This is a genomic window from Roseicyclus marinus (genome assembly GCF_036322625.1).
Lineage (GTDB): Bacteria > Pseudomonadota > Alphaproteobacteria > Rhodobacterales > Rhodobacteraceae > Roseicyclus > Roseicyclus marinus_A.
This window is the reverse complement of the sequence record NZ_AP027266.1, coordinates 732,154-758,433: the sequence shown is the minus strand read 5'-3', so window position 1 is coordinate 758,433 and position 26,280 is coordinate 732,154. Positions and strand designations below refer to the sequence as shown.

General features: G+C 66.3%; 27 protein-coding genes and 1 pseudogene. 12 read left to right on the top strand and 16 right to left on the bottom strand.

Annotation, left to right across the window (positions count from 1 at the left end; genetic code table 11):
- Position 1 precedes the first annotated feature (1 nt).
- Positions 2 to 715 carry an HAD family hydrolase gene (locus AABA51_RS03705; RefSeq protein WP_338274527.1) on the bottom strand — a complete coding sequence of 238 codons (714 nt, stop codon included), beginning with the start codon at positions 713 to 715 and terminating at the stop codon, positions 2 to 4.
- A 95-nt stretch (positions 716 to 810) separates the two neighbouring features.
- Between AABA51_RS03705 and AABA51_RS03700 the strand changes: the two genes are divergently transcribed.
- Positions 811 to 1,254, top strand: a complete 444-nt coding sequence (locus AABA51_RS03700; protein ID WP_338274526.1) for a MarR family winged helix-turn-helix transcriptional regulator — start codon at positions 811 to 813, stop codon at positions 1,252 to 1,254.
- 19 nt (positions 1,255 to 1,273) lie between these two features.
- Here the strand turns inward: AABA51_RS03700 and AABA51_RS03695 are convergent, their stop codons facing one another.
- Positions 1,274 to 1,552: a DUF3572 domain-containing protein gene (locus AABA51_RS03695; protein WP_338274524.1), complete on the bottom strand. Its 279-nt coding sequence runs from the start codon at positions 1,550 to 1,552 to the stop codon at positions 1,274 to 1,276.
- Positions 1,553 to 1,669: 117 nt separating this feature from the next.
- On the opposite strand from AABA51_RS03695, the gene AABA51_RS03690 reads away from it, so the two are divergent.
- Positions 1,670 to 3,052 carry a diguanylate cyclase domain-containing protein gene (locus AABA51_RS03690; protein ID WP_338274522.1) on the top strand — a complete coding sequence of 461 codons (1,383 nt, stop codon included), beginning with the start codon at positions 1,670 to 1,672 and terminating at the stop codon, positions 3,050 to 3,052.
- Between the two features lie 35 nt (positions 3,053 to 3,087).
- On the opposite strand, the gene AABA51_RS03685 is transcribed toward AABA51_RS03690, so the two are convergent.
- The 4 genes from AABA51_RS03685 to AABA51_RS03670 form a co-directional block, all read right to left on the bottom strand.
- Complete coding sequence (locus AABA51_RS03685) at positions 3,088 to 3,594, bottom strand: periplasmic heavy metal sensor (protein ID WP_338274520.1); 507 nt, start codon at positions 3,592 to 3,594, stop codon at positions 3,088 to 3,090.
- Complete coding sequence (locus AABA51_RS03680; RefSeq protein ID WP_338274518.1) at positions 3,587 to 3,973, bottom strand: hypothetical protein; 387 nt, start codon at positions 3,971 to 3,973, stop codon at positions 3,587 to 3,589. Before AABA51_RS03680 ends, AABA51_RS03685 begins: the two co-directional genes overlap by 8 nt.
- Complete coding sequence (locus AABA51_RS03675) at positions 3,963 to 4,550, bottom strand: RNA polymerase sigma factor (protein WP_338274516.1); 588 nt, start codon at positions 4,548 to 4,550, stop codon at positions 3,963 to 3,965. The genes AABA51_RS03680 and AABA51_RS03675 overlap by 11 nt, the downstream gene beginning before the upstream one ends.
- An 83-nt stretch (positions 4,551 to 4,633) precedes the next feature.
- Positions 4,634 to 5,140 carry an EF-hand domain-containing protein gene (locus AABA51_RS03670; RefSeq protein WP_338274514.1) on the bottom strand — a complete coding sequence of 169 codons (507 nt, stop codon included), beginning with the start codon at positions 5,138 to 5,140 and terminating at the stop codon, positions 4,634 to 4,636.
- 140 nt (positions 5,141 to 5,280) lie between these two features.
- Between AABA51_RS03670 and AABA51_RS03665 the strand changes: the two genes are divergently transcribed.
- Both AABA51_RS03665 and AABA51_RS03660 read left to right on the top strand, forming a co-directional pair.
- Complete coding sequence (locus AABA51_RS03665; RefSeq protein WP_338274512.1) at positions 5,281 to 5,682, top strand: DUF983 domain-containing protein; 402 nt, start codon at positions 5,281 to 5,283, stop codon at positions 5,680 to 5,682.
- Entirely contained in the window at positions 5,682 to 6,350 is a 669-nt protein-coding gene (locus tag AABA51_RS03660; protein WP_338274510.1) for an NUDIX hydrolase, read from the top strand. The genes AABA51_RS03665 and AABA51_RS03660 overlap by 1 nt, the downstream gene beginning before the upstream one ends.
- 87 nt (positions 6,351 to 6,437) lie before the next feature.
- On the opposite strand, the gene AABA51_RS03655 is transcribed toward AABA51_RS03660, so the two are convergent.
- The 3 genes from AABA51_RS03655 to AABA51_RS03645 are packed head-to-tail and all read right to left on the bottom strand — an operon-like array spanning position 6,438 to position 9,200.
- The gene (locus AABA51_RS03655; RefSeq protein ID WP_338274508.1) at positions 6,438 to 7,370 is read right to left on the bottom strand and encodes an AEC family transporter; all 933 of its coding nucleotides are present in this window, start codon (positions 7,368 to 7,370) and stop codon (positions 6,438 to 6,440) included.
- On the bottom strand, positions 7,367 to 8,281 hold the full coding sequence (locus tag AABA51_RS03650) for a DMT family transporter (RefSeq protein ID WP_338274506.1): 915 nt from the start codon (positions 8,279 to 8,281) through the stop codon (positions 7,367 to 7,369). Before AABA51_RS03650 ends, AABA51_RS03655 begins: the two co-directional genes overlap by 4 nt.
- 37 nt (positions 8,282 to 8,318) lie before the next feature.
- Positions 8,319 to 9,200 (bottom strand): fatty acid desaturase, encoded by an 882-nt coding sequence (locus AABA51_RS03645; protein WP_338274504.1) that lies wholly within the window; start codon positions 9,198 to 9,200, stop codon positions 8,319 to 8,321.
- A gap of 156 nt (positions 9,201 to 9,356) precedes the next feature.
- Between AABA51_RS03645 and AABA51_RS03640 the strand changes: the two genes are divergently transcribed.
- Positions 9,357 to 10,202, top strand: coding sequence for a helix-turn-helix transcriptional regulator (locus AABA51_RS03640; RefSeq protein ID WP_338274503.1), 846 nt, complete (start codon positions 9,357 to 9,359; stop codon positions 10,200 to 10,202).
- On the opposite strand, the gene AABA51_RS03635 is transcribed toward AABA51_RS03640, so the two are convergent.
- Positions 10,190 to 10,852 carry a GDSL-type esterase/lipase family protein gene (locus tag AABA51_RS03635; RefSeq protein ID WP_338274500.1) on the bottom strand — a complete coding sequence of 221 codons (663 nt, stop codon included), beginning with the start codon at positions 10,850 to 10,852 and terminating at the stop codon, positions 10,190 to 10,192. The two genes, AABA51_RS03640 and AABA51_RS03635, sit on opposite strands and share 13 nt — an antisense overlap.
- A gap of 194 nt (positions 10,853 to 11,046) precedes the next feature.
- Positions 11,047 to 12,093, bottom strand: coding sequence for an aldo/keto reductase (locus tag AABA51_RS03630; protein WP_338274498.1), 1,047 nt, complete (start codon positions 12,091 to 12,093; stop codon positions 11,047 to 11,049).
- Between the two features lie 114 nt (positions 12,094 to 12,207).
- Here AABA51_RS03630 and AABA51_RS03625 point away from each other — a divergent pair, with 114 nt between their 5' ends.
- Entirely contained in the window at positions 12,208 to 12,906 is a 699-nt protein-coding gene (locus AABA51_RS03625) for an ImuA family protein (RefSeq protein WP_338274497.1), read from the top strand.
- A gap of 229 nt (positions 12,907 to 13,135) precedes the next feature.
- Here the strand turns inward: AABA51_RS03625 and AABA51_RS03620 are convergent, their stop codons facing one another.
- From AABA51_RS03620 to AABA51_RS03600, 5 genes and pseudogenes are all read right to left on the bottom strand, one after another.
- Positions 13,136 to 14,647: a sugar ABC transporter ATP-binding protein gene (locus AABA51_RS03620; protein WP_338274495.1), complete on the bottom strand. Its 1,512-nt coding sequence runs from the start codon at positions 14,645 to 14,647 to the stop codon at positions 13,136 to 13,138.
- Entirely contained in the window at positions 14,644 to 15,645 is a 1,002-nt protein-coding gene (locus tag AABA51_RS03615) for an ABC transporter permease (RefSeq protein WP_338274493.1), read from the bottom strand. The genes AABA51_RS03620 and AABA51_RS03615 overlap by 4 nt, the downstream gene beginning before the upstream one ends.
- 11 nt (positions 15,646 to 15,656) lie before the next feature.
- Positions 15,657 to 16,637 (bottom strand): ABC transporter permease, encoded by a 981-nt coding sequence (locus AABA51_RS03610; RefSeq protein WP_338274491.1) that lies wholly within the window; start codon positions 16,635 to 16,637, stop codon positions 15,657 to 15,659.
- 75 nt (positions 16,638 to 16,712) lie between these two features.
- Entirely contained in the window at positions 16,713 to 17,534 is an 822-nt protein-coding gene (locus AABA51_RS03605; RefSeq protein ID WP_338274489.1) for an SDR family NAD(P)-dependent oxidoreductase, read from the bottom strand.
- Between the two features lie 81 nt (positions 17,535 to 17,615).
- Positions 17,616 to 18,576: pseudogene (locus AABA51_RS03600) on the bottom strand (sugar ABC transporter substrate-binding protein).
- A gap of 203 nt (positions 18,577 to 18,779) precedes the next feature.
- On the opposite strand from AABA51_RS03600, the gene AABA51_RS03595 reads away from it, so the two are divergent.
- The 6 genes from AABA51_RS03595 to AABA51_RS03570 all read left to right on the top strand — a co-directional run bounded on the left by AABA51_RS03595 (position 18,780) and on the right by AABA51_RS03570 (position 26,263).
- Entirely contained in the window at positions 18,780 to 20,633 is a 1,854-nt protein-coding gene (locus tag AABA51_RS03595; RefSeq protein WP_338274487.1) for an ABC transporter substrate-binding protein, read from the top strand.
- Complete coding sequence (locus AABA51_RS03590) at positions 20,615 to 21,421, top strand: SDR family NAD(P)-dependent oxidoreductase (RefSeq protein WP_338274485.1); 807 nt, start codon at positions 20,615 to 20,617, stop codon at positions 21,419 to 21,421. Before AABA51_RS03595 ends, AABA51_RS03590 begins: the two co-directional genes overlap by 19 nt.
- Positions 21,422 to 21,490: 69 nt before the next feature.
- Positions 21,491 to 22,789 carry a M24 family metallopeptidase gene (locus tag AABA51_RS03585; protein ID WP_338274483.1) on the top strand — a complete coding sequence of 433 codons (1,299 nt, stop codon included), beginning with the start codon at positions 21,491 to 21,493 and terminating at the stop codon, positions 22,787 to 22,789.
- Positions 22,790 to 22,929: 140 nt separating this feature from the next.
- Positions 22,930 to 23,907 (top strand): thiamine pyrophosphate-dependent dehydrogenase E1 component subunit alpha, encoded by a 978-nt coding sequence (locus AABA51_RS03580; protein ID WP_338274481.1) that lies wholly within the window; start codon positions 22,930 to 22,932, stop codon positions 23,905 to 23,907.
- Positions 23,908 to 23,919: 12 nt separating this feature from the next.
- Positions 23,920 to 24,915, top strand: coding sequence for an alpha-ketoacid dehydrogenase subunit beta (locus tag AABA51_RS03575; RefSeq protein WP_338274479.1), 996 nt, complete (start codon positions 23,920 to 23,922; stop codon positions 24,913 to 24,915).
- Positions 24,905 to 26,263 (top strand): biotin/lipoyl-containing protein, encoded by a 1,359-nt coding sequence (locus AABA51_RS03570; protein ID WP_338274477.1) that lies wholly within the window; start codon positions 24,905 to 24,907, stop codon positions 26,261 to 26,263. Before AABA51_RS03575 ends, AABA51_RS03570 begins: the two co-directional genes overlap by 11 nt.
- Positions 26,264 to 26,280 lie beyond the last annotated feature (17 nt).

Sequence of the window (26,280 nt, the reverse complement as noted above, 5' to 3'; positions counted from 1 at the left end):
CTCAGGCGCGGGTCGACAGCCAATCGGGCAGCGCGCCGATATCGGGCAGCACCGCATCGGCAAGGGGGGTCAGCTCCGCCGGTCCCGCCATGCCGGTCAGGACCGCAACCGTCACCATCCCGGCGGCCCGTCCCGCGACCAGATCATGGGCGCTGTCGCCCACCATCACGCAGGTCGCGGGATCGAGACCATGGGCCTTGGCAAAGCCAAGACACATGCCGGGGGCCGGTTTGGCCCCGTATCCCGAATCATACCCGGCGATATAGTCGAATTTGTCAATTATTTCAGCGCCTTCAAGATGCCTCCGCGCGGCGGATTCCGCGTCGTTGGTGGCAAGACCCACGGCCAGCCCAGAGGCGCGAAACCCCGTCAGAAGCGGGGCCAGCGGCACGGCCGGAACCATCGCCACATGGGCGGCGGCTTGCACCAGATAGCGCTCGATCGCGTCGGTGGACCAATGCGGAAGCGCCGGGGAAAGCACCGCAGCCTGTTCCTTGACCGTGCCCGCGATGGACAGGGCACCGGGCAGGAAACGTTTGTTTTCCCAATCATATTCGAGGCATTCGGCAATATGGGCGCGGCGCGCGTCCACCCCTTCGGACAGGGTGTCGATAAGCCCCGCGATCCAATGCGACCAGCTGAGGTGAAAGTCGAACAGCGTGCCGTCCTTGTCGAACAGGAGGCCCCGGATCGCGGTATTGGACGGCTGGGACAAGATACAACTCCAGGTTGAAAATGAGTGGAATGTCTCGCGCGAACTTCATATCGGCGTGACAGAATGACCTCTTGGCTCTATAGCGCAGGCTCACGATGGACGGCATTGGCAAAAAATTCAGCCTGCAAGACAGCGTAGGCCACCAGATCACCCGCACCGCACGGATTCTCGAGCGGCGGGTGGAGGATGATCTTCGCCGCTTCGGCTTGACGCGTGTGGGATGGTGCGTGCTCGTCGCCGTCGCCGAGGAAGGCAAGAAGAACCCCTCCGACATCGCCAATTTCGTGGGTATCGACCGCACCGCCACATCGCGCGCGCTGCGCCAGCTCGAAAGCGACGGGTTGATCCTGCGCGAGATGGGCCGCGACGACCGCCGCACGACCGAGGTGCGCATGACCGAATTGGGCCAGGCGCAGTTCATCGCGGCCCTGCCCTTTTGCCGGGCGGCATCGATCCATTTCCACAGCAAGCTGAGCGAGCCGGAACTGGAAACGCTCAAGGGGCTCCTGGCGAAACTGACCGCCGACGAACTGCCCTGAGAGAGCTTTCGCAGCGCGCTCAGGTCCAGTGAGGCAGATCGCCCCCCGGCAGCGCGGCGCGGATATGCAGCATCTGTTCGGGCGGGCAGCCCAGCGCCGCGGCGCAGTCGATGACCCAGGCATCATCCATCAAGACGAAATCCAGCACCGCCGCGAGGAATTCGGGATCGCCGGCGCGACGGCGCAGATCGCTCTCGCTGGTGCCGGTCGCACCGAGAAACGCCGGAAAGATCTCGTCCTGCCCGGCAATCCAGCCCAGCACCGCCAAGGCGCGGGTTTCCGCCAATTCTTGATTCATCCCCAAGACAATCCCGCTCGCTAAAGCATTTGTTAACCATTCCAGACCAAAACCGGTGCACAGTCTCCGACCATGACGCGGGTTTGGTGACATACGAGTAACGGGTGCGAGGCGGGCATGACAGGGCGAATACTTGTTGTCGACGACGTCGCGACGAACCGCATCGTCATGAAGGTCAAGCTTGCCGCTGCCTGCTATGCCGTGGAACAGGCCGATTGCGGCCATGCCGCGCTGGCCGCCGCCCGCAGCAATGCGCCCGATCTGATCTTGCTCGATGTCGTGATGCCCGAGATGTCGGGGCTTGAGGTGTGCCGCCGTCTCAAGGCCGATCCGGAAACCGCCGATATTCCCGTCATCCTGATCACCGCTCTGGCCGATCACGCCTCGAAAATGGCGGGGCTGGAGGCGGGAGCGGATGATTTCCTGACCAAGCCCGTGGACGAGGTGACGTTGCTGGCGCGGGTGCGTTCGCTGCTGCGGGCCCGCGATACGGCGCGGGAATTGCGCCAGCGGGGCGAGACGGCACCGGGTTTCGCCGAGGCCGCCGCCGGATTTGCAGCCCGCGAACGCCCCGGCCGGATCGCGTTGATCGCATCGGGCCCCAAGGGCGCGGTGCTGTGGAAGACGGCGCTGGACGACCGCGTCGCGGGCGAGGTGTCGATCCTGCCCCGCGATGCGGCACTGGGGGGGTTCGCGGTCGAGGATCCGGAGGTTCCCGATGTCTTTGTCATCGCCGCCGACCTGTCGCATCGCAACGAGGGGCTGCGCCTGTTGTCCGATCTGCGCTCGCGGCCCGCGACACGCCATGCGGCGACGGTGATGATCCTGCCCGACGGCGATGCCGAACGCGCGGCCATCGCGCTGGATCTCGGTGCGCATGACATCTTGTATGACCCGTTCGACGCGGCCGAACTGGCGATCCGCATCCGTGCGCAGCTGGGGCGCAAGCGGCAGGCCGACCGGCTGCGCGCTTCGGTCAGGCTGGAACTGGAAATGGCCGTGACCGACAGCCTGACCGGGCTGCACAACCGCCGAAAGGGCCTGTTCGAACTGGAGCGGATGCTGGCCCGCAACAGCGACGGCCTGGCCGTGATGCTGCTGGACATCGACCATTTCAAACAGGTCAACGACAGCCTTGGCCATGCGACGGGCGACCGGGTTCTGCACATGGTGGCCCGCAGATTGCGGGGCAAGCTGGACGATGACGCGCTTCTGGCGCGGATCGGCGGCGAGGAATTTCTCGTGGCGCTGCCCGGCTGCAATCAGGCCACCGCACTGGCCAGGGCCGAGGAATTGCGCCAAGCCATCGCGATGCAACCCTTTGGCCTTGGCGGCGCGACGAAACCCCTCGACATCACGTTGAGCGTGGGCATCGCCCTGTCGCAACCGGGCAGCGCGGAAACCGCGCAAAGCCTGCTCGACCGGGCCGATGCGGCGCTTTACGGGGCAAAAGCGCTTGGCCGCGACCAGGTCACGCTGTCGACGGTATCGGCGACCTGACACGGCCAGATGCCCTTGGCCTGCGGCCTGCCCGATCAACGCCCCCCGTCGCGCCCGCCCATCCGGCGCAGCGCACGACCCAGACGTTCGACCAAGGCGGCGCGTTCGGTCGCGTCGAGCGTTTCGAGATGATCGAGCAAGGCGCGATGCCCCTGCCCTTGCGCGGCGCTGGCGGCATCGCGCGACCGGTTCAGCGCAGCCTCGGCAGCGGCCCGGTCGAAAGGCTCGGACAGAAGTGCCGCGCGCAGATCGGCCATCGCCTGCCCCATCTCGCGTCGATCGGCGCGGAGTGCCGCGCGGTCGATCCTGTCGGTCACCGCCTGCCGTTCGTCGCGCGGCAAGGCGATGGCGAAAGGCCCAAGGCCCAGACTGCGCAGGCGCGGATCGTCGTCGCCCATGGGCCGCCCCGACCCGATGGAGGTCACGGCCCCCACGACCAGCCCCACGATCAGGAGGTTCAGACCCAGCGACAGGCCCAGCGCGATCTTCAGACCGCGCGCGCCGCGCCGGGGTGCCTTGTGTTCGCCCGACGGGTCAGACATCGCCCCCCTCCTCCCATGTTCCATCCCAGAGCGCGCCCATCTCGGGCATCGTGCCGGCGCCACCGGACAGGGTCCAGATCTGCCCACCCGACCAGCTGTCCACGACATCGGGCGCGGCAAAGCCGAGGACAAGGCCCGCAACACCGGCAAGCGTCACGCCCGAGACCGCAGGCCAACCCCCAAGCGCCGCGATCCACCGGCCGAACGGGCCGGAGCGGCGGACCGGGGGTGTCGCCGGGGCGGACTGGGCGCGCGTTTCGGCCTGCACCCGGTCCGCATCGGCCAGCACGCGCGCGACCAGCGCATCGGGGGGCGCTGCGGCCTGCCTTGCCGCGTCGAACAGCGCGTCGAGCGCATCATCGTCACGTTCAGTCGTCATGGCCCAGGGCCTCCTTCCTGCCGGCAAGAGCGGCTGTCAGTGCCCGCTTGCCCCGGGCGGTCAGGCTTTCGACGGCCTCCACCCCCACATCCAGTATTTCAGCGATCTCGGGGTTGGACAGCCCCTCGATATGGCGCAGCACCACGGCCTGTCGCTGCCTTTCGGGCAGACGCGCCAGCGCGGCATCGAGCGCGGCCATCCGGTCGGCGGCGACCATCCGCGCCTCGATCCCCGGCATGCCATCGGCGGCAAGATCGGGATCGTCCAAGGGCTCCGTCCGCCCCCGCCGCCTGAGCCGGTCGGTGCACAGGTTCGCCACGACACGGTAAAGCCAGGTCGCGGGTTCGGCTGCCCCATCCTGCCGCCAGCCCCCCGCCGCCCGCCAAAGCCGCAACATCGCCTCTTGCGCGATATCCTCGGCCTCGGCCCGGTCGCCCAGCACGCGGCTGGCATGACGCAGGGCGCGCGGCAAAAGCCTTTCGGTCAAAAGCCGGGCCGCCCCCGGATCGCCATTGGCGAAGAGGACCATCAGCGCCCCGTCGGAGAGCCGGTCGAGCCCGGACATTTCCTGCGTCATGCTTTTGTCTATCGCTCCGTGCCGCGCGCGGAAAGCACCCGGCGCGGAGCATGTCACCTGCCCCGCGCCGGGATCGGTCGGGATCAGCCGCGCCAGAAACCCTGGCCATGCCGCCCGCCGCGCTCGCCGCCATGCTGGCCGCGCCGTGCGCCCATCTGCTCCATGGCGGCCTCGAATTCGGCCTCGGTCACGCTGCCATCGCCATCGGCATCGACGCGCCCGAACATGCGCTCCATCCCCGCCGTCCGACGATCATCGCGCAGCGCCTCGTGTTCGGCGGTGCTGATCGCGCCATCGCCGTCGGTGTCGGCCCGTTCGAGCATCCGGTCCACGCCGGCCTCGGCCCGCGTCATCGCCTGTGCGATCAGCTCGTCCCGGGTCACGAGACCATCGCCATCGGCATCGGCGCGGGCAAACCGGTCCTGGGCGGCGGCCTGCATCTCTTGCAGGGTGAGCGCGCCATTGCCGTCGAGATCGAGCTCGGAAAAGGTCATCCGGGGGCCGGGGCCACGGCCATCTTGCGCCAGCGCGGGGGCTGCGAGGGCCAGGGGGATGAGGGTGGCCAGAAGGCCTGCCTTGAGGATGGACATCTGCATAACTCCTGTTGCTTGCTGTCTCTGCCCCGTTCCACGCAGAGGCCGCAGATTTCCGTCGCGGCTTTTTTGATCGGCGCGTGAGGCGCGGCGAGAGGTCACTGGACGGGGCGCGCGCGGCGGCGCATTTAGGGGGCATGAGCCATGACGACGCGACGCTGCGCCCCGAATTTCTGCCCGGCCCACCCGAGCGGCCCACCGGCCCCGCCATCCTGCGCGGCCTGCGCCGCCGCTGCCCCAATTGCGGCGAGGCGGGGCTGTTCGAGGGCTACCTGAAGCTCAACGGGTCCTGCACCGCCTGCGGCGAGGATCTGAGCCATGCCCGCGCCGATGACGGCCCGGCCTATCTGTCGATCCTCTTGACGGCCAAGGTGATGGGGACCTTGCAGCTCTTCGTCTACGAGATGTTCCAGCCCGGGCCCTGGGTCATGGCGGGGACGTTTTCGATTGGCGTGGTGGCCATGGCCCTCTACCTTCTGCCCCGGTTCAAGGGCATGATCGTGGGGATCCAGTGGGCGAAACGGATGCACGGCTTCTAGTGGACAAAAGCGCCATCAGGAATGCCGCCACGGTGATCGTACTGCGCGACCGCGCCACCCGTCCGAGGGTGCTGATGGGCCAACGCGGGCAGGATGCGGCCTTCATGCCGTCGAAATTCGTCTTTCCGGGTGGGGCCGTTGACGCGGTGGATGCCGTCATCCCGCTCGCCTTCGACCCGACCCCAGGCTGTGCGGCGGCCCTTGCGCGCGAGAGCGATCTGGGCCCCGCACCGCTTGTCGCGGCCGCGACCCGCGAATTGTGGGAAGAAACGGGGCTTTTGATCGGCGCGCCCGATGCACGGGCGGGCAGATTGGACAAGCCGCAGGGTTGGCGCGGCTATCTTGGCACAGGCCATCTGCCCGATGGCACGGATCTGACCTTTCTCTTTCGCGCGATCACGCCCCCCGGCCGCCCGCGCCGCTTCGATGCGCGGTTTTTCCTGGTCGAGGCCGAGGCGCTCAGGAACGATCCCGACGATTTCAGCCGCGCGGAGGCGGAGCTGGGCCATCTGCATTGGGTGCCGCTCGACGAGGTCAGGGGCTATGACATGCCCTTCATCACCGAAGTGGTGCTGGCCGAATTGTCTGCCCGGCTGGAGGGGCGGCAAGCCCCCGGCGTGCCGTTTTTCGACAACCGGACCGAGGTGAGCCGGTTCTCGCGGTTGTAAGAGGTTTCGCCGCGCGTGCCGCGCGCCGACCCGTCGGGGGCTCTGCCCCCGAACCCCCGGCATATTTGGAGAAAGATGAAGGGGGGATCAGAGGCCGAAGACCCATTCCCCGAGACCCAGCCAGAGCGGCATGAGCGCGAAGGCCAGAAGCGTCTGGACCGTGATCATCGCGGCCATGAGCGGCGCATCACCCCCCATCTGGCGCGCGAGCGTATAGGCGGCGACCCCCGTGGGCAGCGCGCCGTAGATCAGCGCCACCTGCGCGGTGAGCGGAGGCAGGCCGAGCGCCAGGGCAAGGGCGAAGATGACGAGGGGGAAAAGCACGAGCTTTCCCCCCGCCGCGATGGCCATGGGCAGGAGATCGGCCTGAAGCCCGCGCAGCTTGAGGCTCGCGCCCACGCACAAGAGCATGATGGGAAGGGCCGCCTGCCCCAGCACCGCAAGCGTTTCGGTCAGAACCGGGATCGGCGCCCAGCCCAGCGCATTCACCACGGCACCTGCAAGGATCGACAGGATCAGCGGGTTCGTGGCAAGCCCGCGCGCGGCATTCACGAGGACCGGACTGCCCGGCTTGGGCAGAAGGACCGAGAAAAGCCCCACGACCGTCAGGTTGACCACGGGCACGAGCACCGCCGCCGCCAGAACCGCCAACTGCAACCCCGCCGCCCCGTAGAGCGTTTCGGCCACGGCCAGCGAGATGAAGGTGTTGAAGCGGCTTGCCCCTTGCAGGATCGAGGTGGCTTGCGGCCCCTCGTAGCGCAAGGTGACGGCAAGGGCGGTGGCCGCCCCCACGGCGAGGAAAAAGCCCGCGTAGAGCGTCGCGGTGAAGGAGAGAAGGTTCGGGTCCGACAGGTCCGTCTGCGAGATCTTCACGAAGAAGAGCGCGGGCATCAGGACGAAATAGACGAGGCGGTCATTGAGGGTCCAGAATTCCTCGGACGGGATGCCGCCGCGCCGGAGCGCGTAGCCGGTGACGATCAGCAGGAAGATCGGCGCGATGGAGAGCGCGATGGCGATCATGGCAGCGCCCCGAGGAAGATGATGAGGACCGATACGACCAGCAGGAGCGCCCCCGCAATCTCCTTGGCCGAGGAGCGTTCGCCAAGCCAGAAGGCCGAGACGAGAAAGGTGAAGACCAGTTCGATCTGGCCCAGAGCCTTGACATAGGCGGCCGTCTGCAGCGCGAAGGCGGTGAACCAGGCGAGACTGCCGAGCATGGAGGTCAGCCCCATCGGCCCCGACACGCGCCAGGAGGCCAGGACGCGCCCGATCTGCCCCGCCTCGCGCCAGGCGAGCCACAGGCCGAGTGTGAGTGTCTGCACGAAAGTGGCCACCACCAGCGCCGTCGCCGCCCGCAACAGGTCATCCCCCCCCTCAAGGCTCAGCGTCGCGCCCCGGTAGCAGACCGCCGACAGCCCGAAGAGCAACCCCGACAGAAGCCCGTAACCCGAGGCGGCATTGAAAAGCCGCGCGCGCAGGCCTAGCGCCACATCGCCCCGCGGCGGATCGGACAGGAGCATGACACCCGCAAAGCCCACCACGATGGCGAGCGCGACGGGCAGCGAAACGGCCTCTCCCAAAAGAACGAGGCCGATGAGCGCGCTCAGGATCACATCGGTCTTGGCCAGCGTCACACCGACCGCGAAATTGCGCCGCCCGAAGAGCGTGACGACACAGGCCGTCGCCAGCATCTGGCCGATGGCCCCGGTCAGCGCATAGCCCCAGAAGGCGGGCGTGGGGCTTGGCAGGGCCTGCCCCGTCACCCCGAGCCAGAGCGCCAGCGCGAGGGCAGCGAGCGGCATGGAAAAGGCGAACCGCGCCCAGGTCGCCCCCATGGTCGACAGCGTCGTGACCTTGAGATGGCGCTGCAGCAGGAACCGGAGGTTCTGGAAGAAGGCAGCGAGTATCGTGGCGATGATCCAGACGGGCATGACCCCTCACATGCGCCGCAAACCCCCGGCCTGCAATCTAATTCTTGGGGTAAAGGGGATGGGGCACCGGGTCTTTCGCGCGCCACAGATAGGCCCGGAAGATCGCGCCATAGCCCGGATAGCTGTAGCCCGCGTTCCGGCCCAGATAGGCCTCGCGGTTGTTCCAGTAGATGCGCGGCAGTCGGTACCAGGGCAGCTTGGGGTGCATGTGGTGAACGACATGGAGGTTGTTGTTGAGAAACAGAAAGGCCAAGGGCCCGCGATCCTCGATGATCACCGTGCGGCCGCGCGCGCGCTCATGGGCCTGGTGTTCGAGAAAGGTCCGGATCTTGAGGATGGCCAGCGCCACGTAGCACGACACCAGGTAGGCCCAGAGCGGCAGAGGCGCGGCCACGACCAGCGCCACAAGGGCGATCGTGGGCGGCAGATGCCAGAGCCAGGCGCGCAGGACGGCCATGTCGCCCGCCCGGATGCTCCGCCAATCGGCGGCCATGAAACCGACCTGCCCGATCAGCGGCCCGAGGATCATCCGACCGGCAAGCGTGTTGTTGGCGTTCAAGAGCCGCCGGTGCAGCGGCGACAGCTGCGCCCAGACGACAGGGTCGAGGTAATTCGATTCCGGATCGTCATAGGGGTCGGTCAGGCGGGCATCCATGTGATGGGCCAGATGCGTGTCGCGGAACCGCAGGTAGGGAATGGCAAGGTTGAAGGCGGGAAAGACCAGCGCCTCGCCCAGCCGCCGTTCGGAAAAGGGATGGCCATGGATGACCTCGTGCTGGAGCGAGGATTGCAGCGCGATGGTGGGGATCAAGACCGCCATGGCCAGCGCCACGCTGATCCCCGGCAGCACGAAAAGGCCCAGCCAAAGCCCGACATAACTGGCAAGGATCAGCGCCAGTGTCGGCCATTCGATGCGCATGATCTGCCCGGTCCCTTGCGTTGCGGGGCCTCCGCGCCCCTGCCCGGGATCACGGATATGTGAGCTTGCGCTTTGCGGGCAGTCGGGGTTTTCTCAGCGGATACTCAACATCGTTGTGGAAAATCAGCAATGCTGGAAAAATCCGACAAACGCAGTGTGGCAGCCACGTTCCGCGACCGGTTGGCGGCGGCGCTGGCGATCTCGGGCCAAAGCCGGGCAGGGCTGGCGCGCGCCATCGGGGTGGATCGCTCCAGCGTCACGCAGATGCTGGCGCCCGGCGAAACGCGGATGCCGGGGGGGCATGTGGTGGCCGCCTGCGCGCAGGCGCTCGATGTTTCGGCCGATTGGCTTTTGGGGCTGACCGACCGGCCGGAACAGGCGGGCGCGCTGTTGGACAGCTCGCTGTCGATCTCGGAAACGGGCCGCGCGACGGGGCTCGATGACCAGATCTTTGCCTGGCACCGCGAGGCCGAGGGTTACAAGATCCGCCATGTGCCCGCGACCCTGCCCGACATGCTGAAAACCAACGCGCTCTTGCGCTGGGAGTATGCGCCGCTGACCCATCGCCGCCCCGATGCCGCCATCGATGCCGCCGCCGAGCGGCTCGACTGGATGCGGCTGACCGAAGGCGATTACGAAATGGCCATGGCGGTCCACGAGATGGAAAGCTTCGCCCGGGGCGAAGGCTATTACGCGGGGCTGGACCCCGACATCCGCCGCGCCCAGATCGATTGGCTGGCCGAGGTCTATGACCAGTTCTACCCGTCGCTGCGGATCTTTCTCTATGACGCGCGGCGGGTCTGGTCGGCCCCTGTCACGGTCTTTGGCCCCAAGATGGCGGTGATCTACCTTGGCCGCCATTACATCGCGTTTCGCGACCGCGACCGGGTGCGCACGGTGACGCGGCATTTCGACTGGCTGGTGCGCGAGGCGCAGGTCTCGGCCCGCGCGATCCCCGGCCATCTGGCGCATCTGCGCGGGCTGGTCGATCAGGGGCGCTGACCGACAGCACCCTCCGCCGCCTGAAGGCCCAACCGCTCCGCCACTGCGCGCGCCAGGGCAGCGCCCAGCGCGTGATGGGCTGCGGCGTCCCAATGCACCCCGTCTACGGGGGACACCGCGACATGCGCGCCCGCATCGAAAAACCCGGCACCGATGCGCGCGGCGGCAGCGCGCAAGTGATCGCTCAACCCCGCCTGGCGCGCTGCGGCGCCTGCAAAGGCATCGTCCAGAACGCCCGTTTCCACGACCGGAACGGGGGCGAGGATCATCAGATCATCCACAACCCCCTCGGCCCGGGCGGACAGGCAGATGCGCTCGACCGAACGGGCGATTTCCCAGGCGGTGACGGAAAACCGGGGCTTGAGGTCATTGGTGCCCAGCATCACCAGCATCAGGTCGATGGGCCGGTGGCTGTGCAGGATCGCGGGCAGCACGGCGATGCCGTTGCGACAGCCCCCTTCGACGGGATCGTCATGCACCGTGGTGCGGCCCGGCAAGCCTTCGGAAATCACCTGCACCTCCGGGCCGAGATGGGCGGCCATCACCTCCGGCCATCGGTCGGCGCGGTCATGCCGGTCCAGATGACCGATCCGCGTGACCGGGCGCGTCCCGTGCGTGTTGCTGTCGCCATAGCATAGCACGACCGGCATGGCCGCATCCTCCCCTGATGTCCCTGCAGCGCAGTCTTGCGCGGCGGATCGGAACTGTCACGGGAAATTGCGGGCGGGCGGCGCAGGAGCAACGGGAGAAAAGGTGGATTCTCGACACAGAACCGCCGCGCAGACCACGCAAGGCCCCTTCGCCTTTCCGTTTCCCGATCTTTCCCCAGCCTTGTCCACAGCCCTCAAAAGGGCATCGGATGCGCCTTGTGGGTGGTGTCGATCGCCTCCATCAGCTCCGCCGACAGGGTCACATCAACCCCCGAGAGGATATGCGCCAGCTGCTCCGACGTGGTCGCGCCAAAGATCGTCGACACCGCAAAGGGCCGCTGGACGGTAAAGGCCAGCGCCATATGGACCGGGTCGACCCCGTGCTGCTTCGCCAGCTCCAGATAGGCCGCAACGGCGGCAAAGGCGCGCTCCGTCTTGCGCCCGCCCAGATCCCCGTTGATCGCCATCCGGCTGCCTTCGGGCAGGGCGCCATCCTGGTATTTCCCGGTCAAGAGCCCCGCACCCAGCGGCGAATAGGCCAGAAGCGTCACCTGCTCGTTCACCGCCAGCTCCGCCATGTCGAGGTCATAGAGACGGCACAGAAGCGAATATTCGTTCTGGATCGACTGCACCCTTGGCAGGCCCCGATCCTCGGCCAGGCGCAGCCATTGCGCCGTGCCCCATGCGCTGTCGTTCGAAAGCGCGAAATGCCGGATCTTGCCCGCCTTCACGGCCTGGTCCGCCGCCTCCAGCACCTCTTCCATATGCGCCAGCGTCACGGCGCGATCCTGTTTCGACGGGTCATAGCGCCAGCACTGGCGGAAATGGTAGCTGCCCCGGTTGGGCCAATGCATCTGGTAGATGTCGATCACGTCCGTTTTCAGCCGCGCGAGCGAGGCGTCGATGGCCGCGGTAAAGGTCGCCCCGGTGATATCCTGCCCCTGCCGGACAAAGGCCGCGTTCTTGCCGGTGATCTTGGTGGCCAGAACGTAATCGCCCCGCCGCCCCGGATTGGCCGCGTTCCAGTTGCCCAGGATCTCCTCGGTCACGCCCACGGTTTCTGCGCGCACCGGGTTCACCGGATACATCTCGGCGGTGTCGACGATGGTGATGCCCGCGTCGAGCGCCATGTCCATCTGGCGATGGGCGTCGGCCTCGGGCGTCTGGTTGCCCCATGTCATCGTGCCAAGGCAGTAATCGGTGATCATCGTGTCGGTCGAGCCGAGGGCGATCTGGCGCATTCTCTTGTCCCCTGTCCTGTGTCGGGCCGGACCCTAGCCGCCGGACCGGGATGTGCAAGGCCGGTTCAGACCCGGCGCTTGAGAACATTTGGTGAACATCTATACTGCCGCGCCATGGACCTGACGAAACTGACTCGCCAATCGCATCGCCATGACCGCCCCGGCCTGCCGCTTCTGGGGCGGTTCCGGCTGGCGGGCGCGCGGGCGCATGAGTTTTGCGGGCCCGCGCGGCGGCGTCTGGCACTCTGGCTTGCGGCAGAGACGGCGGGCACCGTGCTGTGGATCCGGCCCGCATGGCATCCCGACAGGCTGCACATGGCCGGCGTGCGGGGGGAGATCGACCCCGCCCGCCTGATCACGGTCGAACCCGACCGGCCCGAAGACATCCTCTGGACCATGGAGGAGGCGCTGCGCGCGGGGCTTTTGCCCCTCGTCGTGGCCGAATTGCCCGAACCGCCGGGCCTGACCCCGGTGCGCCGCCTGCATCTTGCCGCCGAAACCGGGGTCGAGGCGCGCGGCACATCCCCCCTCGCCCTGCTTCTCACACCGGGCGAGGGCGGGGCAGCAGGCGTGGAAACCCGCTGGAGCCTGACCCCCGCCCATGGGGCCGACGACACCCGCTGGACCCTCGCGCGACTGCGGGGACGGGACGCGCCGCCGGGGGAATGGGGCGTGACACGCGGCGCGGACGGCCGGCCAAGGCTCGTGGCGGAACAACCCCCGCCATACCGCCAGTCAGGCCGCCTCCCACCCATGCGAAAACCGACCAATTCACGATGTCCAAGCGGTAAAAGTGACCCATTCACGAAATGATGCGGCAACTCGGCCCCAGACATTTCACCCAGCCGATATCGCCGACCTATACCTCCGACATGCCGCGGCGCTTTAGATCGTCCCAAACGACCCATTGAGCGCCCGCCTGGCGAATGCTGAGCTGACCGAGGCTTATCGAGTCCTGCGCCACGCAGGGAGGTGTGTGTTTTCTCGTCACTCAGCCCGTCGAAGGGGGCATCCCCGCCCCCTTCGACGGACCCCCGCCTGCTCAGGCCGCAGCCTCCGACGCCAGCCCCGAAATCGCCTGGATCAGGCTGTCCTCGGTCACTTCCTCTGCCGTGAATTCGCGCATGATCGTGCCGTTGTACATCGCTACAATCCGGTCGGAACATTGCAGCACCTCCGGCATCTCGGAGGAGATGACGATCACCGCATAGCCCTGCCGCGCCAGGTCCCGCAAAAGGTTGTGGATCTCGGATTTGGAACCGACATCGATCCCCCGCGTGGGTTCGTCCACGATCAGCACCTCGGGACGCATCGACAGCCATTTGCCGATGACGATCTTTTGCTGATTGCCGCCCGACAGGTTGCCCACCAGGGTGCGCCAGCTGGGGCTCTTGATCGACAGCCGGTCGCGGTATTGGTCATAGATCGAGATTTCGGCCCCATCCGCCACGAAGGGCCCGGCTGTCAGATCGGCCACCTGCGGCAGGGTGATGTTGTCCCGGCAATTCATGCCCAGCACCAGGCCCTGTTCCTTGCGGCTTTCGGGCACGAGCGAAATGCCCTTGCGGATCGCATCGATGGGCGAGGTGATCGTGACCTCCTCCCCCTTCAACAGGATGCGCCCCGCCGTGGGCTTGCGCAGCCCGAACAGCGTTTCCGCGATCTCGGTGCGGCCCGCGCCGACCAGACCGTAAAAGCCCAGAACCTCGCCCTCGCGCACCTCGAAGGTCGCATCGCGGAAAAGCGTGCCGCACGACAACCCCTCGACCCGGAGCGCGACCGCCCCCGGCTCCACCGGCGCGGCAGAGCGGCTGAGGTCGAGCTTGCGGCCGATCATCATCTGCGTGACCTCGGTCTCGTCGGTCTGCGCCGTGGTCAGCGTGCCGCGATATTCGCCATCGCGCAGAACGGAAATCCGGTCGGTGATGCGAAAGATCTCTTCCATGCGGTGCGAAATGTAGATGATCCCCACACCCTGCGCCTTGAGATCCGCGATCACGTCGAAGAGCACGACCTTTTCCGCATCGGTGAGCGAGGCGGTGGGTTCGTCAAAGATCACGGCCTTGGCATCGACCGTCAGGGCGCGGGCGATCTCGACCATCTGCTGGTTCGCGATGGACAGATCGCCCACCCGCGTCCGGGCGGTGAACCCCACACGCAGGCGCTGCAAGATCGCGTCGGTGCGGGCGTAAAGCGTCGCCCAATCCACGCGGCCAAAGCTCTTGCGGGGCAATTCGCCCAGATAGATGTTCTCGGCCACCGACAATTCCTGCGCCAGGCTCAATTCCTGGTGGATGAACATGACGCCATTGGCCTTGGCCTCGAGCGGGCCTTTCATGCGCGTCTCGCGCTCGGCGATGAAAATCCGGCCCGCATCGGGTTGATAGATGCCGCCCAGAACCTTCATCAGCGTGGATTTGCCCGCGCCGTTTTCGCCCATCAGCGCGTGAACCTCGCCCGGCATCACGGTGAAACTCACGCCATCGAGCGCGCGCACGCCCGGAAAATCCTTGACGATCCCGTCGAGCCGCAGCGCGGGGGTTTGCCCGGTCATACTTTCAACTCCCCTGAAGCCTTGCGGTTGAGCTGGCGGTCCAGAAGCAGGACCACGATCAGGATCGTGCCGATCACGATGTTCACCGTCTCGGTATCGGCCCCGATATGGTTGAGGCCCCGCCGCAGCAGCTGGATCGCGATGACACCGCCCAGCGTGCCGATGATCGACCCCTTGCCGCCCGTCAGCTTGGTGCCGCCCAGAACCACCGCCGTGATCGCCCACAATTCGAACAGCATCCCGTCATTGGGGTTCACCGACCCGCTGCCGGAATAAAAGACGACGGCGGAAAGGGCGGCCAGAAACCCGATCACCACGAAATTGATCAGCATGTGGGGGCCGACCCGGATGCCCGCATTCACCGCCGCCTCACGGTTGTCGCCGATGGCATAGGCGTTGCGGCCATGAACCGTGCGCGTCATCACCAGCCAAAAGACGACGACCACGGCCAACAGGACCAAGGCCGGCGTCTGCAGGCCGAAAATGCCCCATTCGGCCATGTCCACCATCGTCCAGTTCAGATGCGAGGTGGGCTGCTCGCCATTGTACATGAAGACGAGGCCCCGATAACCCAGCATCGCGCCCAAGGTGACGATGAAGGCATCGACCCCCGTCTTCCACACGACCAGACCGTTGATCAGCCCCAGCACGCAGCCGGTGACAAGCGCGATGAGCCACGCAAGCGGGATCGCCCCGTCGCCCATCGCCTCCATCATCGGCCAGCCCATGCTGTCGAGCATGACGATCCCGCACAGCGCGTAGATCGCGCCGACCGACAGGTCGATATTGCCGTTCACCATGACGATGGTCATGCCCACCGCGATGATCCCGATGGGCGCGGATTGCTTGAGCAGCAACAACAGGTTGTCCAGATCGATGAAGGTCGTGCTCGACCCCGCCCAATAGCGCCCGGCCAGTTCGAAAAAGACCAGCTGCAGCAGGATGAAGCCCCAGATCGCACCGTTCTGGACAAGTTTCTTGAGGATATCGTTGGTCATGTGCATCCCCATCACGCGATCGGCGACCAGAGCTTCCCGCGCTTGGTGGCGATATCGAGCCAGACCGCGAGAATGATGATGATCCAGGTCACGACGAACTGAACGTAGAATTGCAGACCGGCCAGCAGCAGACCGTTCTGGATGAAGCCAAGGATCAGCACGCCGATCACCGTCTTGAAGATCGTGCCCGACCCACCCAGAAGCGACGCCCCCCCCAGGATCACGGCGGCCAGAACCTCCAGCTCCAGCCCCTGCCCCACGGTGTTCTGCGCGCCCATGGTGCGGCTGGCCTGGATCAGACCCGCCACCGCGACGCAAAAGGCGGAAATCAGGTAGGTCAGGAACACGACCCTTGCGCGCGGGATGCCCGAGAATGTCGCCGCCGTCGGATTGCCCCCCACGGCATAGACCTTGCGGCCAAAGGGCGTCTTGGCGAGCAAGATGCCCAGAAACGCCGCCAGCGCGACAAGGATCAGGACCGGGATCGGGATGCCCAGCGCCGTGCCGCGCCCGAAAACGCCGAACCACGTGGCACTTTGATCGGCGATATCCATGTTCTGCCCGCCCGACCATGTCAGCGTCAGACCATGGATGGCCGACAGCATCCCCAAGGTGACAATCAGCGAATTGAGCCGCAGGTAGCCCACCAGAAACCCGTTGATCGCGCCCAGACACAGGGTCAGGGCGAACATCGCCGGAATGGCCAGCGCCGGGCCAACGGCCGGGTTTTCATGCAGGTCCAGCACCACGATGGCCGAAAAGGACAGCATCGATCCGACCGACAGGTCCAGATTGCCCCCGATCACCACGAAGGTGACGCCAAGCGCCATCACGCCCAGAATGGCCGAGGACCGGATCACGCCAAAGACATTGTCGATGTCGATGAAGCGCGGGTTCCACAGCGTGAAACCCACCATGAACAGGATGAAGGCAACAAGGATGCCTTGGCGGGCCAACAGGCCCCCGAATGTCTTGATAGCCGTGTCGGCCATTCTGTCCGTCCTCCCCTGCGGACGCGCCCCCCTCGGCGCTGGTTCCGGTCTTGCGCGCGGCTTGTGGGCTGCGCGTCAGACCAGTGTCATGCCCCCGTCGATCATCACGATCTGGCCGGTCATGTAATCGCTGGCCCGCGAGGCAAGGAACGTCGTCGTGCCGGTGATATCCGCCGGGCGCGCGACGCGTCCCTTCAGGATCTCGGACGAGAATTCCTCCATCGCCTGGCCGGGGCGCTCGGCGGCCCCGATGTCCATCAGGTCGCGGTCCACCTGCTCCCACATCTCGGTGGCGACCACCCCCGGCGCAAAGCCTGTCACCGTGATACCATGCTTGGCAAGGTCGCGCGCCGCCGACTGCGTCAGGCTGACCACCGCCCATTTCGAGGCGCAATAGGGCGCGACATTGTCGAACCCCTGCCGCGACGCGACCGACGCGGTGTTGACGATCTTGCCCACCGTTCCATCCGGCGCGGGGCCCTGCGCGATCATCTGGCGCGCGGCCTCCTGCATGCCGATCAGGCAGCCCAACCCGTTCACATCCATGATCAGGTGCCAATTGTCCTCGGTCACGTCGAGGAAATTCATCGGCTTGTTCACGCCGGCATTGTTGAACACCACATCGACCCGGCCAAAGGCCTGTGCCGTCGCCTCGACCATCGCGCGGACCTGCGCGCGGTCGCGCACATCGACGCCGACCGACAGGATCGCATCGGGCGCGATGCCGTCACGCGCGCGGTTGGCCTCGGCCACCTCGGCCACCTGGTCGGCGTTCAGATCCGCCAGACAGACCTTTGCGCCCTCGTCCAAAAGCGCCTCTGCAATGGCGCGCCCGATCCCCCGCGCCGCACCGGTCACGATGCAGACACGCCCTTCTACCCCATGCGGTTCAGCCACGGTGAATTCCTTTGTCGTCTGGCAATGCTCTGGAAAAAAGCGGGGCGACGGCAGGCCGCCGCCCCGTCAGGGAGGGGAGGATCAGAACACCGGGCGGGTAAACTCGCCCATGTTGTCTTGCGTGATCTTGGGCGTGTCGAAGTAGTTCAGGAACGGAACATCTTCGCCTGCCAGGATGTCGAGCGCGGTCTGAAGCGCGGCCTCGGCATCATCGACCGGGGATTGGTAGATCGACCCCCAGTATTCGCCGCGCTCCATCGCATCATAGCCGACCGCGAAATTGGTCGCGCCGACAAAGGTGATGCCTTCGGCCCGGCCAGCGGCCAGCGCCGCGTTGAGCGCGCCCACGCCCATGTTGTCGTCGCCCGAATAGACGCCGTCGATATCGTCATATTGGACAAGGAAGGCTTCCATCACGCGCTGGCTGTCTTCGCGGTTCCAGTTGCCGGGCTGGCTGGCCACCAGCGTCACGTTCGGGCAGACCTCGGGCAGGCGCTGCTCGAACCCCTTCGGCGCGTTCGATGGCGGTCGTATAGCCCGGCTGGCCGGTGATCTGCACGATCCGCGCCTCGTCCTGGATGCCCAGCGCGGTGAAGCGCTCGCACATGATTTCCGCCGACCGCGCGCCCTGCGTGACGTTGTCGGGCCCCGAGAAGGAGCGGATGAAATCGAACCCTTCCTCGGCGATGTTCGAATTGGTGATCACGACGGGGATACCCGCCTGATGGGCCTGGCGAACGGCGGGGATGACGGCCTGACCATTGGTCGGCCAGATGATCATCGCGTCGACTTCCTGCTGCACCAGATCCTGGATCTGGGCGATCTGGCGGGCCACGTCGCCGCCTGCATCCAGAACGACGACCTCGACATCGGGGTTGGCTTCCGCCGCCGCGATGAAGGCCTGTTCATAGGTGGTCTGGTAGCTGTCGACGCCCACGTTGTTTTGCGTGATGCCGATGGTGTAGGTCTGCGCCGCCGCCGCGCCGCCCATGGCAATGAGCGCGGTCGTGCAGGCAAGCGAGAGCTTGGTGTTGCGGGTCATGTCTTTCCTCCCTGTGTCGGTCTGGTGATTGCCGCTGCCTCCCAGCCCGGGAATCGCCCGGTGCAATCTGCCCTGATCCAGCGTTGTTTCACCCCCGGATGACCCGGGCCATTTTGTCCGATTTGGACAAATTGATATCCATTTTGAACATTTTCGGCCATCGTGTCCGGATATCAAATTGAACATTGCATGGAGGACAGCCCATGACGCGCTCCCCGATCCGGGTCGCCGGGCAACGTGCCAGCGGAACCATGAACAAGCAACCGAGCGAAATCCTCCAATTCGGACAAGACGCCTCATCGCTTGGCGGCCGTCTTGGCGCGGGTGCCGCCGATGTGGAGCTGGCCCGCGTCGTCGAGTTCCTCGGCGGGCTCTGCCGCGAGATCGACACCTCGCTCGAGCCGACAACACCCAATCCGCACCTGAACATGATCCTCCACCTGATGCGCGGACATATCGAGGGGCGGATGGTCTCCTCCTCCTCGATGGCCTCCGCCTCGGGGGTGCCCTATGCCACCGCGATGCGCAAGCTGGCCGAGATCCAGTCCGCAGGCCTCGTCGAACAGCGCCCGCGCACGAAATCGGGCCGGACCTTCTCGCTCCATCCCAGCGCCCACCTGCTCGAGGAATTCGGCCAGATCGCAAGCCGGATCGGTCGGCTGGCGCGGGCCTCCTTCGACGCCGCGGACCCGGAAGAAACCGAAGATTACTTCTACGGCGGCTCCTATGTCTCGAGCCAGGCGGTCATCGCGCCGCCCCGCGCGCTCCTGTCGCCGCTGAAACTGGCGGGCGGCCTGCGCATCCTCGTGCATGGCGACCCGACCTTCATGGTGATGGAAAACCTCAAGCGCCAGTTCGAACAGATCGTCGGCACCGACATCCACCAGCGCGCCTTTTCCATCGACCGCCTGCACCAGGAAACGCTGCGCAACGCCGAACGCAAGCGCAGCGCCTATGACCTGATCGCCGTCGACCTGCCCTGGATCGGCGAATTCGTGACCAAGGGCGTGATCCGCCCCCTGACCGAGGTGATGGATACCGACAGGCTCGATCCCGGCGATTTCCACACCGCGGGCTGGCGCGCCACGCATTGGAACGGCGTGCCCTACGGCGTGCCCAGCCAGACCACGCCGGAACTGATGTTCTACCGCAAGGATTGGTTCGCCCGCGACGGCATCACGCCCCCCGTCACGGCCGACGAGGTGATCGCGGCCGCCCGCCATTTCCACGACCCCCGCGCCGGGCGCTACGGGGTGGCGTGGAATGCCGCGCGCGGCACGGCGCTGGGCCATACCTTCATGATGACCTGCGCCGCTTTCGGCCAGCCGATCATCGACCTGCCCGAGATCGCGGGCGGCTATGACGCGGCCCGCCTGGGCCGGGGGCCGTGGCGGCCCCGGCTCGACACCGACCGCGCGCTTGCGGCGGCCGAATACCTGATGGAGCTGCTGGATTATTCCCCACCCGATATCCTGTCGATGTCCTGGTATGAACGCGTCCGCCCCTATGCGGCGGGCAAGGTGGCGATGGCCTATGGCTACACGCTGCTGGCCCCGTATTTCGAGCTCGATGAAACCTGCCCCGCCTATGACAACACGGGCTACCTGCCTCATCCCCATGGTCCGGCTGGCGCACCCATCGCGCCCGTGGGCGGCTATGCGCTGTGTATCCCGGCCAATCTCGCCCCCGACCGGGTGAAGGATGCCGCCGAGGCGCTGATCGCCTTCACCTCGCCCGGCGCGCAGAAGCTGTATGTCCAGAATGGCAGTCGCACCGCCCCCCGCTATTCGGTGGGCGCCGATCCCGAGGTGCGCCGCCTGTCCCCGATCTTCGAGACCGTCGACCAGATGTCGTGGCGCGACGAGCTGCAATTCTGGCCGCGCCCGCCGATCCCGCAGGTCTCCGAGATCATCAAGCTATGCGGTCTCGAACTGCACGACATGCTGCGCGGCCTGACCCGGCCCCGCGATGCGCTCGCCCGCATCCAGGCCCGCGCCGAAACGATCCTGGAAGACACAGACCACGAGGGAGGAAACCCATGGACCCCGAACGCCTGAAGGGCAAGAATATCCTGATCACCGGTGCCGCGCGCGGCATGGGTGCCGCCAATGCCGAAGCCTTCGCCGCGCAAGGGGCCAATGTCTGCCTCGGCGACCTGGACCTCGATGCGGCGCAGGAAATGGCCGACCGGATCAATGCCGCCGGCAATGGCCGCGCCATCGCCGTGCGGATGGATGTGACCAAGCGCGCCGACAATGCCGCCGCCGTCGCAGCCACGGTCGAGGCCTTCGGCTCGATCAACGTGGGCCTGTTCAATGCGGGCCTGAACAAACCCCGGTTCTTCATGGATATCGACGAAGACAACTGGGACATGATCATGAACGTCAACACCAAGGCGATGTGGCTGGGCATGCAGGAAACCGCTCGCCAGATGATCGCCCAGGGCAAGGAGGGCGGCCCCTACAAGCTGATCAACGTGGGCTCCATCGCCTCGCGCAAGCCGCTGATCGACGTGACGGTCTATTGCACCTCGAAATACGGCTGCTTGGCCCTGACCCATTGCGGGGCGCTGGCGCTGGCCGAACACAACATCACCGTCAACGGCTATGCCCCCGGTGTCGTGGTCACCCCGCTGTGGGAACAGCTCGACAAGGACCTCGTCGATATCGGCTTCAAGGACCGCGAGGGCCAGGCCTACGAGGACATCGTGCGCGATGCGCTCCAGATCAAGCGCGTCTCCTACCCCGACGACATCACCGGCACCGCGTCCTTCCTTGCCAGCCGCGACAGCGACTACATGACCGGCCAGATGATCCACATCGACGGCGGCTGGTGCATCCAGTAACGCCAGACGTTTTCACCCGACAAACACCCGCAAAACCGGCAGGCCCCGCGCCGCCGGAAGGAGATTTTCATGTCCCGCGCCCTGATGCCGAACCTGCTGACCCCCCAAGACCTGAACCCCAACTGGGAATGGCGCGACCGCTTGCCCGCCTGGGGCCATACCTCGGTCGATTTCGAACGCCGCATCGACCACGACCGCCTGCGCCGCTACCGGCTGGCCCGCACCCGCCAATCGCTGCAGGCCTCGAATGCAGGCTCGCTCCTGCTCTTTGATGTCAACAACATCCGCTATGTCTCGGCCACCAAGATCGGCGAATGGGAACGGGACAAGATGTGCCGCTTCTGCCTGCTGACGGGCGACGACAGCCCCTATGTCTGGGATTTCGGCTCGGCCGCGGTCCATCACAAGCGTCATTCCGACTGGCTGGAACCCGACCATTGCCTTGCGGGCGTGGTGGGCATGCGCGGCACGATCCCGCCCGAATTCGGCCTGATGAAGAAATACGCCAAGATGATCGCCCAGCTGATCCGCGACGCGGGCATGGCCGACATGCCCGTGGGCGTCGATTACGCCGAAACCGCCATGTTCCACGCGCTCCAGGAAGAAGGGATCAAGGTCGTCGACGGCCAGCAGATCATGCTGGCCGCGCGCGAGATCAAGAACTGGGACGAGATCCAGCTGCTCACGCAGGCCGCCGCCATGGTCGATGGCGTCTACCACATGATCTACGAGGAACTGAAACCCGGCGTGCGCGAGAACGACATCGTGGCACTCTCGAACAAGCTCCTCTACGAGATGGGCTCCGATGACGTGGAGGCGATCAACGCCATCTCGGGCGAACGCTGCAACCCCCATCCGCACAATTTCACCGACCGCCTCATCCGGCCCGGTGACCAGTGTTTCTTCGACATCCTGCAAAGCTACCAGGGCTACCGGACCTGCTACTACCGCACCTTCAACGTGGGCCGCGCCACGCCCGCGCAGAATGACGCCTACGTCAAGGCGCGCGAATGGATCGACGCCTCCATCGCCATGATCAAGCCCGGTGTCACCACCGACAAGGTGGCCGAGGTCTGGCCGACGGCAGAAAGCCTTGGCTTCCCCAACGAGGACGCGGCCTTCGGCCTGCAATTCGGCCACGGCCTGGGCCTTGCGCTCCATGAGCGGCCCATCATCAGCCGCGCGGTCAGCCTCGAGCATCCGATGGAGATCCAGACCGGCATGGTCTTCGCGTTGGAGACCTACTGCCCCGCCGCCGACGGCTATTCCGCCGCGCGCATCGAGGAAGAGGTGGTCGTGACCGAGACGGGCTGCGAGGTGATCAGCCTCTTCCCCGCCGAGGAACTGCCCATCGCCAACCGCTACTGAGTGGTGGGGTGGGTTTCACCCACCCTACGCCAGCCTGATGGGATGCCGGACCCCCACGAACCGAACCCCGTAGGGTGGGTGAAACCCACCAATCCCCCCCAACGCGGGTGAAACCCACCACCCGCCAAAGGACCAGACCCATGGCCAAGCCAAAGACCAATACCGAGGATTACCTGCGCATGTATGCCCAGATGGTCCGCATCCGCACCTTCGAGGACAACGCCAACCAGCTCTACCTCTCGGCCAAGATGCCGGGGCTGACCCATATGTATTCCGGCGAAGAGGCCGTCGCCGTCGGCATCTGCGAGGCGCTGACCGACAATGACCACATCACCTCCACCCATCGCGGTCATGGGCATTGCGTGGCCAAGGGCGCGGAATTCAAGGAAATGTTTTGCGAGCTTCTGGGCAAGGCCGAGGGCTATTGCCGGGGCAAGGGCGGCTCGATGCATATCGCCGACCAAAGCCACGGCAACCTTGGCGCCAATGCCATCGTGGGCGGGTCGATGGGGATCGCCACCGGATCGGCCTTGCGCGCGAAACTGATGGGGCAGGACGATGTCACCGTCTGTTTCTTCGGCGATGGCGCCACCGCCCAGGGCCTCATGTACGAGGTGATGAACATGGCAGCCCTTTGGAAGCTGCCGGTCATCTACGCCTGCGAGAACAACGGCTATTCCGAATACACCAGGACCGAGGAAATCGCCGCTGGCTCCATCATCGCGCGGGCCGAGGCCTTCGGGATCGAGGCGCACCAGGTCGACGGTCAGGACGTGCTGGCCGTCAACGAGCTGACCCAGAAACTGGTGGCGCGCGCCCGCAAGGGCGAAGGCCCGTTCTTCATGGAACTGATGACCTATCGCTACCACGGCCACCACGTGGGCGACATCAACCGCGAATATTACCGCTCCAAGGCCGAGGAAAAGGACTGGAAGGACAATCGCGACCCGATCATCCGCTTCCGCGCCTTTCTCGTGGAGCAAGGCATCGCCACCGAAGCCGAGATCGAGGCGATGAACGCCGAGATCGAAAAGGATGCGGCCGAGGCCGTCGCCTATGCCGAACAGGCCCCCTACCCCCCGGCCCATGAGGTCGACATGCACGTTTTCGCGGATTGAGGAGGAATGACGATGCGGGAAATCACCCTGTCCCAAGCCGTGAACGAGGCGCTGGCCGAGGAAATGCGCCGTGATCCCACGGTCTTCATCCTGGGCGAGGATGTGGCCGAGGCGGGCACGCCCTTCAAGGTCCTGTCGGGCCTCGTCGAGGAATTCGGCACGGGCCGCGTCATCGACACGCCGATTTCCGAACCGGGGTTTGTCGGCATGGCAGTGGGCGCGGCCATGACCGGCGCTCGGCCTGTCGTCGACCTGATGTTCGGCGATTTCATCTACCTGGTGATGGATCAGCTCTGCAACCAGGCGGCCAAGCAGCATTACATGTCGGGCGGCAAGCTGACCGTGCCGATGGTGCTGCGCACCAACCTTGGCGCGACGCGGCGCTCGGCGGCGCAGCACAGCCAATCCCTGCAGGCGCTCGTGGCCCATATCCCCGGCCTCAAGGTCGCGCTGCCCTCGTCCGCCTACGAGGCCAAGGGCCTGATGAAGACGGCCATCCGCGACAACAACCCGGTCGTCATCTTCGAAGACAAGCTGATGTACCAGGACAAGGCCCCCGTGCCGGAGGAGGAATACCTGATCCCCTTCGGTGTCGCCAACGTGAAGCGGGAAGGGCGCGACATCACGCTCATTGCCACCTCGTCGATGGTGCAGGTGGCCGAAAAGGCCGCCGCCCTTCTTGCACAAGACGGCATCGAGGCCGAGGTGATCGACCCCCGCACCATCGTGCCCCTGGATGAAAAAACGCTTCTCGACAGCGTGAAAAAGACCAGCCGCGCCATCGTCATCGACGAGGGGCATCAAAGCTACGGCGTGACCGCCGAAATCGCGAGCCGCCTGAACGAAAAGGCCTTCTACCACCTCGATGCGCCCGTCCTGCGGATGGGGGCGATGGATGTGCCCGTCCCCTTCAGCCCCGCGCTCGAGGATCTGACCGTGCCCACCCCCGAAGCCGTGGCCGCCAATGCCCGCAAGCTTTGCGCCGGGGAGATGACAGATGCCGCGTGACGTGACCATGCCCCAGCTCGGCATGGCGCAGGATGCGGGCAAGATCGTGTCCTGGCTCAAATCCCCGGGCGAGGCCGTGACCAAGGGCGATGCGCTCTTCGAGGTGGAAACCGACAAGGCCGTGATGGAGGTCGAAAGCCCCGCCGACGGCTACCTGACCGGCGTGGCCTATCCCGAGGGCGCGGATGTGCCCGTGGGTCAGGTCATCGCCCGCATCACCGACAGCCCCGAAGAGACGGGGACGGACGACACAGGCGACCCCCAAGCGCCCGACGCCACCACGACCGACAGACCCGCCGCAGGCGACAGCCTGCCCGAGGGCCACAAGATCACCATGCCGCAACTGGGCATGGCTCAAGATACCGGCCTCCTCGTGTCCTGGCTCAAGGCACCGGGCGACGAGGTCGCGCCCGAGGATATCCTCTTCGAGGTCGAAACCGACAAGAGCACGATGGAGGTGGAGGCAGGCCGCAAGGGCTGGCTGGCCGCAACGCTCGCCCAACCGGGCGAAGAGGTGCCGGTGGGCGCGCCCGTGGCGATCCTGTCCGACACGCGGCCCGAGGCGCCCGTCGCCCGCGCGCTCAAGGACAGCGCGCCCCAGCCTGCCGCCAAGGCCGACCCGAAACCGGAACCGGAACCGGCCAAGGCGGATACGGCAAAATCCGCCCCGGCCAAACAGGCCCCCGCCGCCGCGAAACCGGCCCCTGCCACGGCCCCAATGTCGGGCGACCGCATCCTCGCCTCGCCCAAGGCCCGCCGCCTTGCGCGGGAACAGGGGCTCGACCTTGCGCGCTTGGTCGAGGCGGGGCATCCCCAACCCTTTCACGTCACCGATCTGGATACGCTCCGGGCGCTGCCCGTTGCCGCTGCGCCCCAGCCCCGGACGGAGGCCCCAGCCTCCCGCCGCCTGACCGCGCTCTGCCCCGAGGATGGGTTGACCGGCTTTGTCGCCTGGGCCGCCCGCGACCTGTCGCTCAGCGATGCCGATGCGATCCTTGCGGGGCTTGTGGGCGCAAGCCTGGGCCAGCCTGAGCCCGTCACGATCGCCATCGACCGGTTCGGCACCACGCGACACTTCACCGTGCCGCCGGGCCGTGCGCTTGGCAGCGTCACCGAAACCGGCACCGACGCGCCACCCGCGCTCCGGCTCCGCGACCTGCGCGCCACGCGCGTGGCCAGTGTCGCGATGGGGGCCGAGGATGCGCCTGTCCTGACGCTCGTCCCGGACGGCACCGGCCTCTCGATCACGCTGGAATGCGCCGCAGACCAGCTCTCCGCCGAGGCCGCTCTCGCGCTTCTGACCGAATTCGCGGGCCGGATGGAGCAGCCGCTCCGCCACCTGCTCTGACACGGGGGATATCCCAG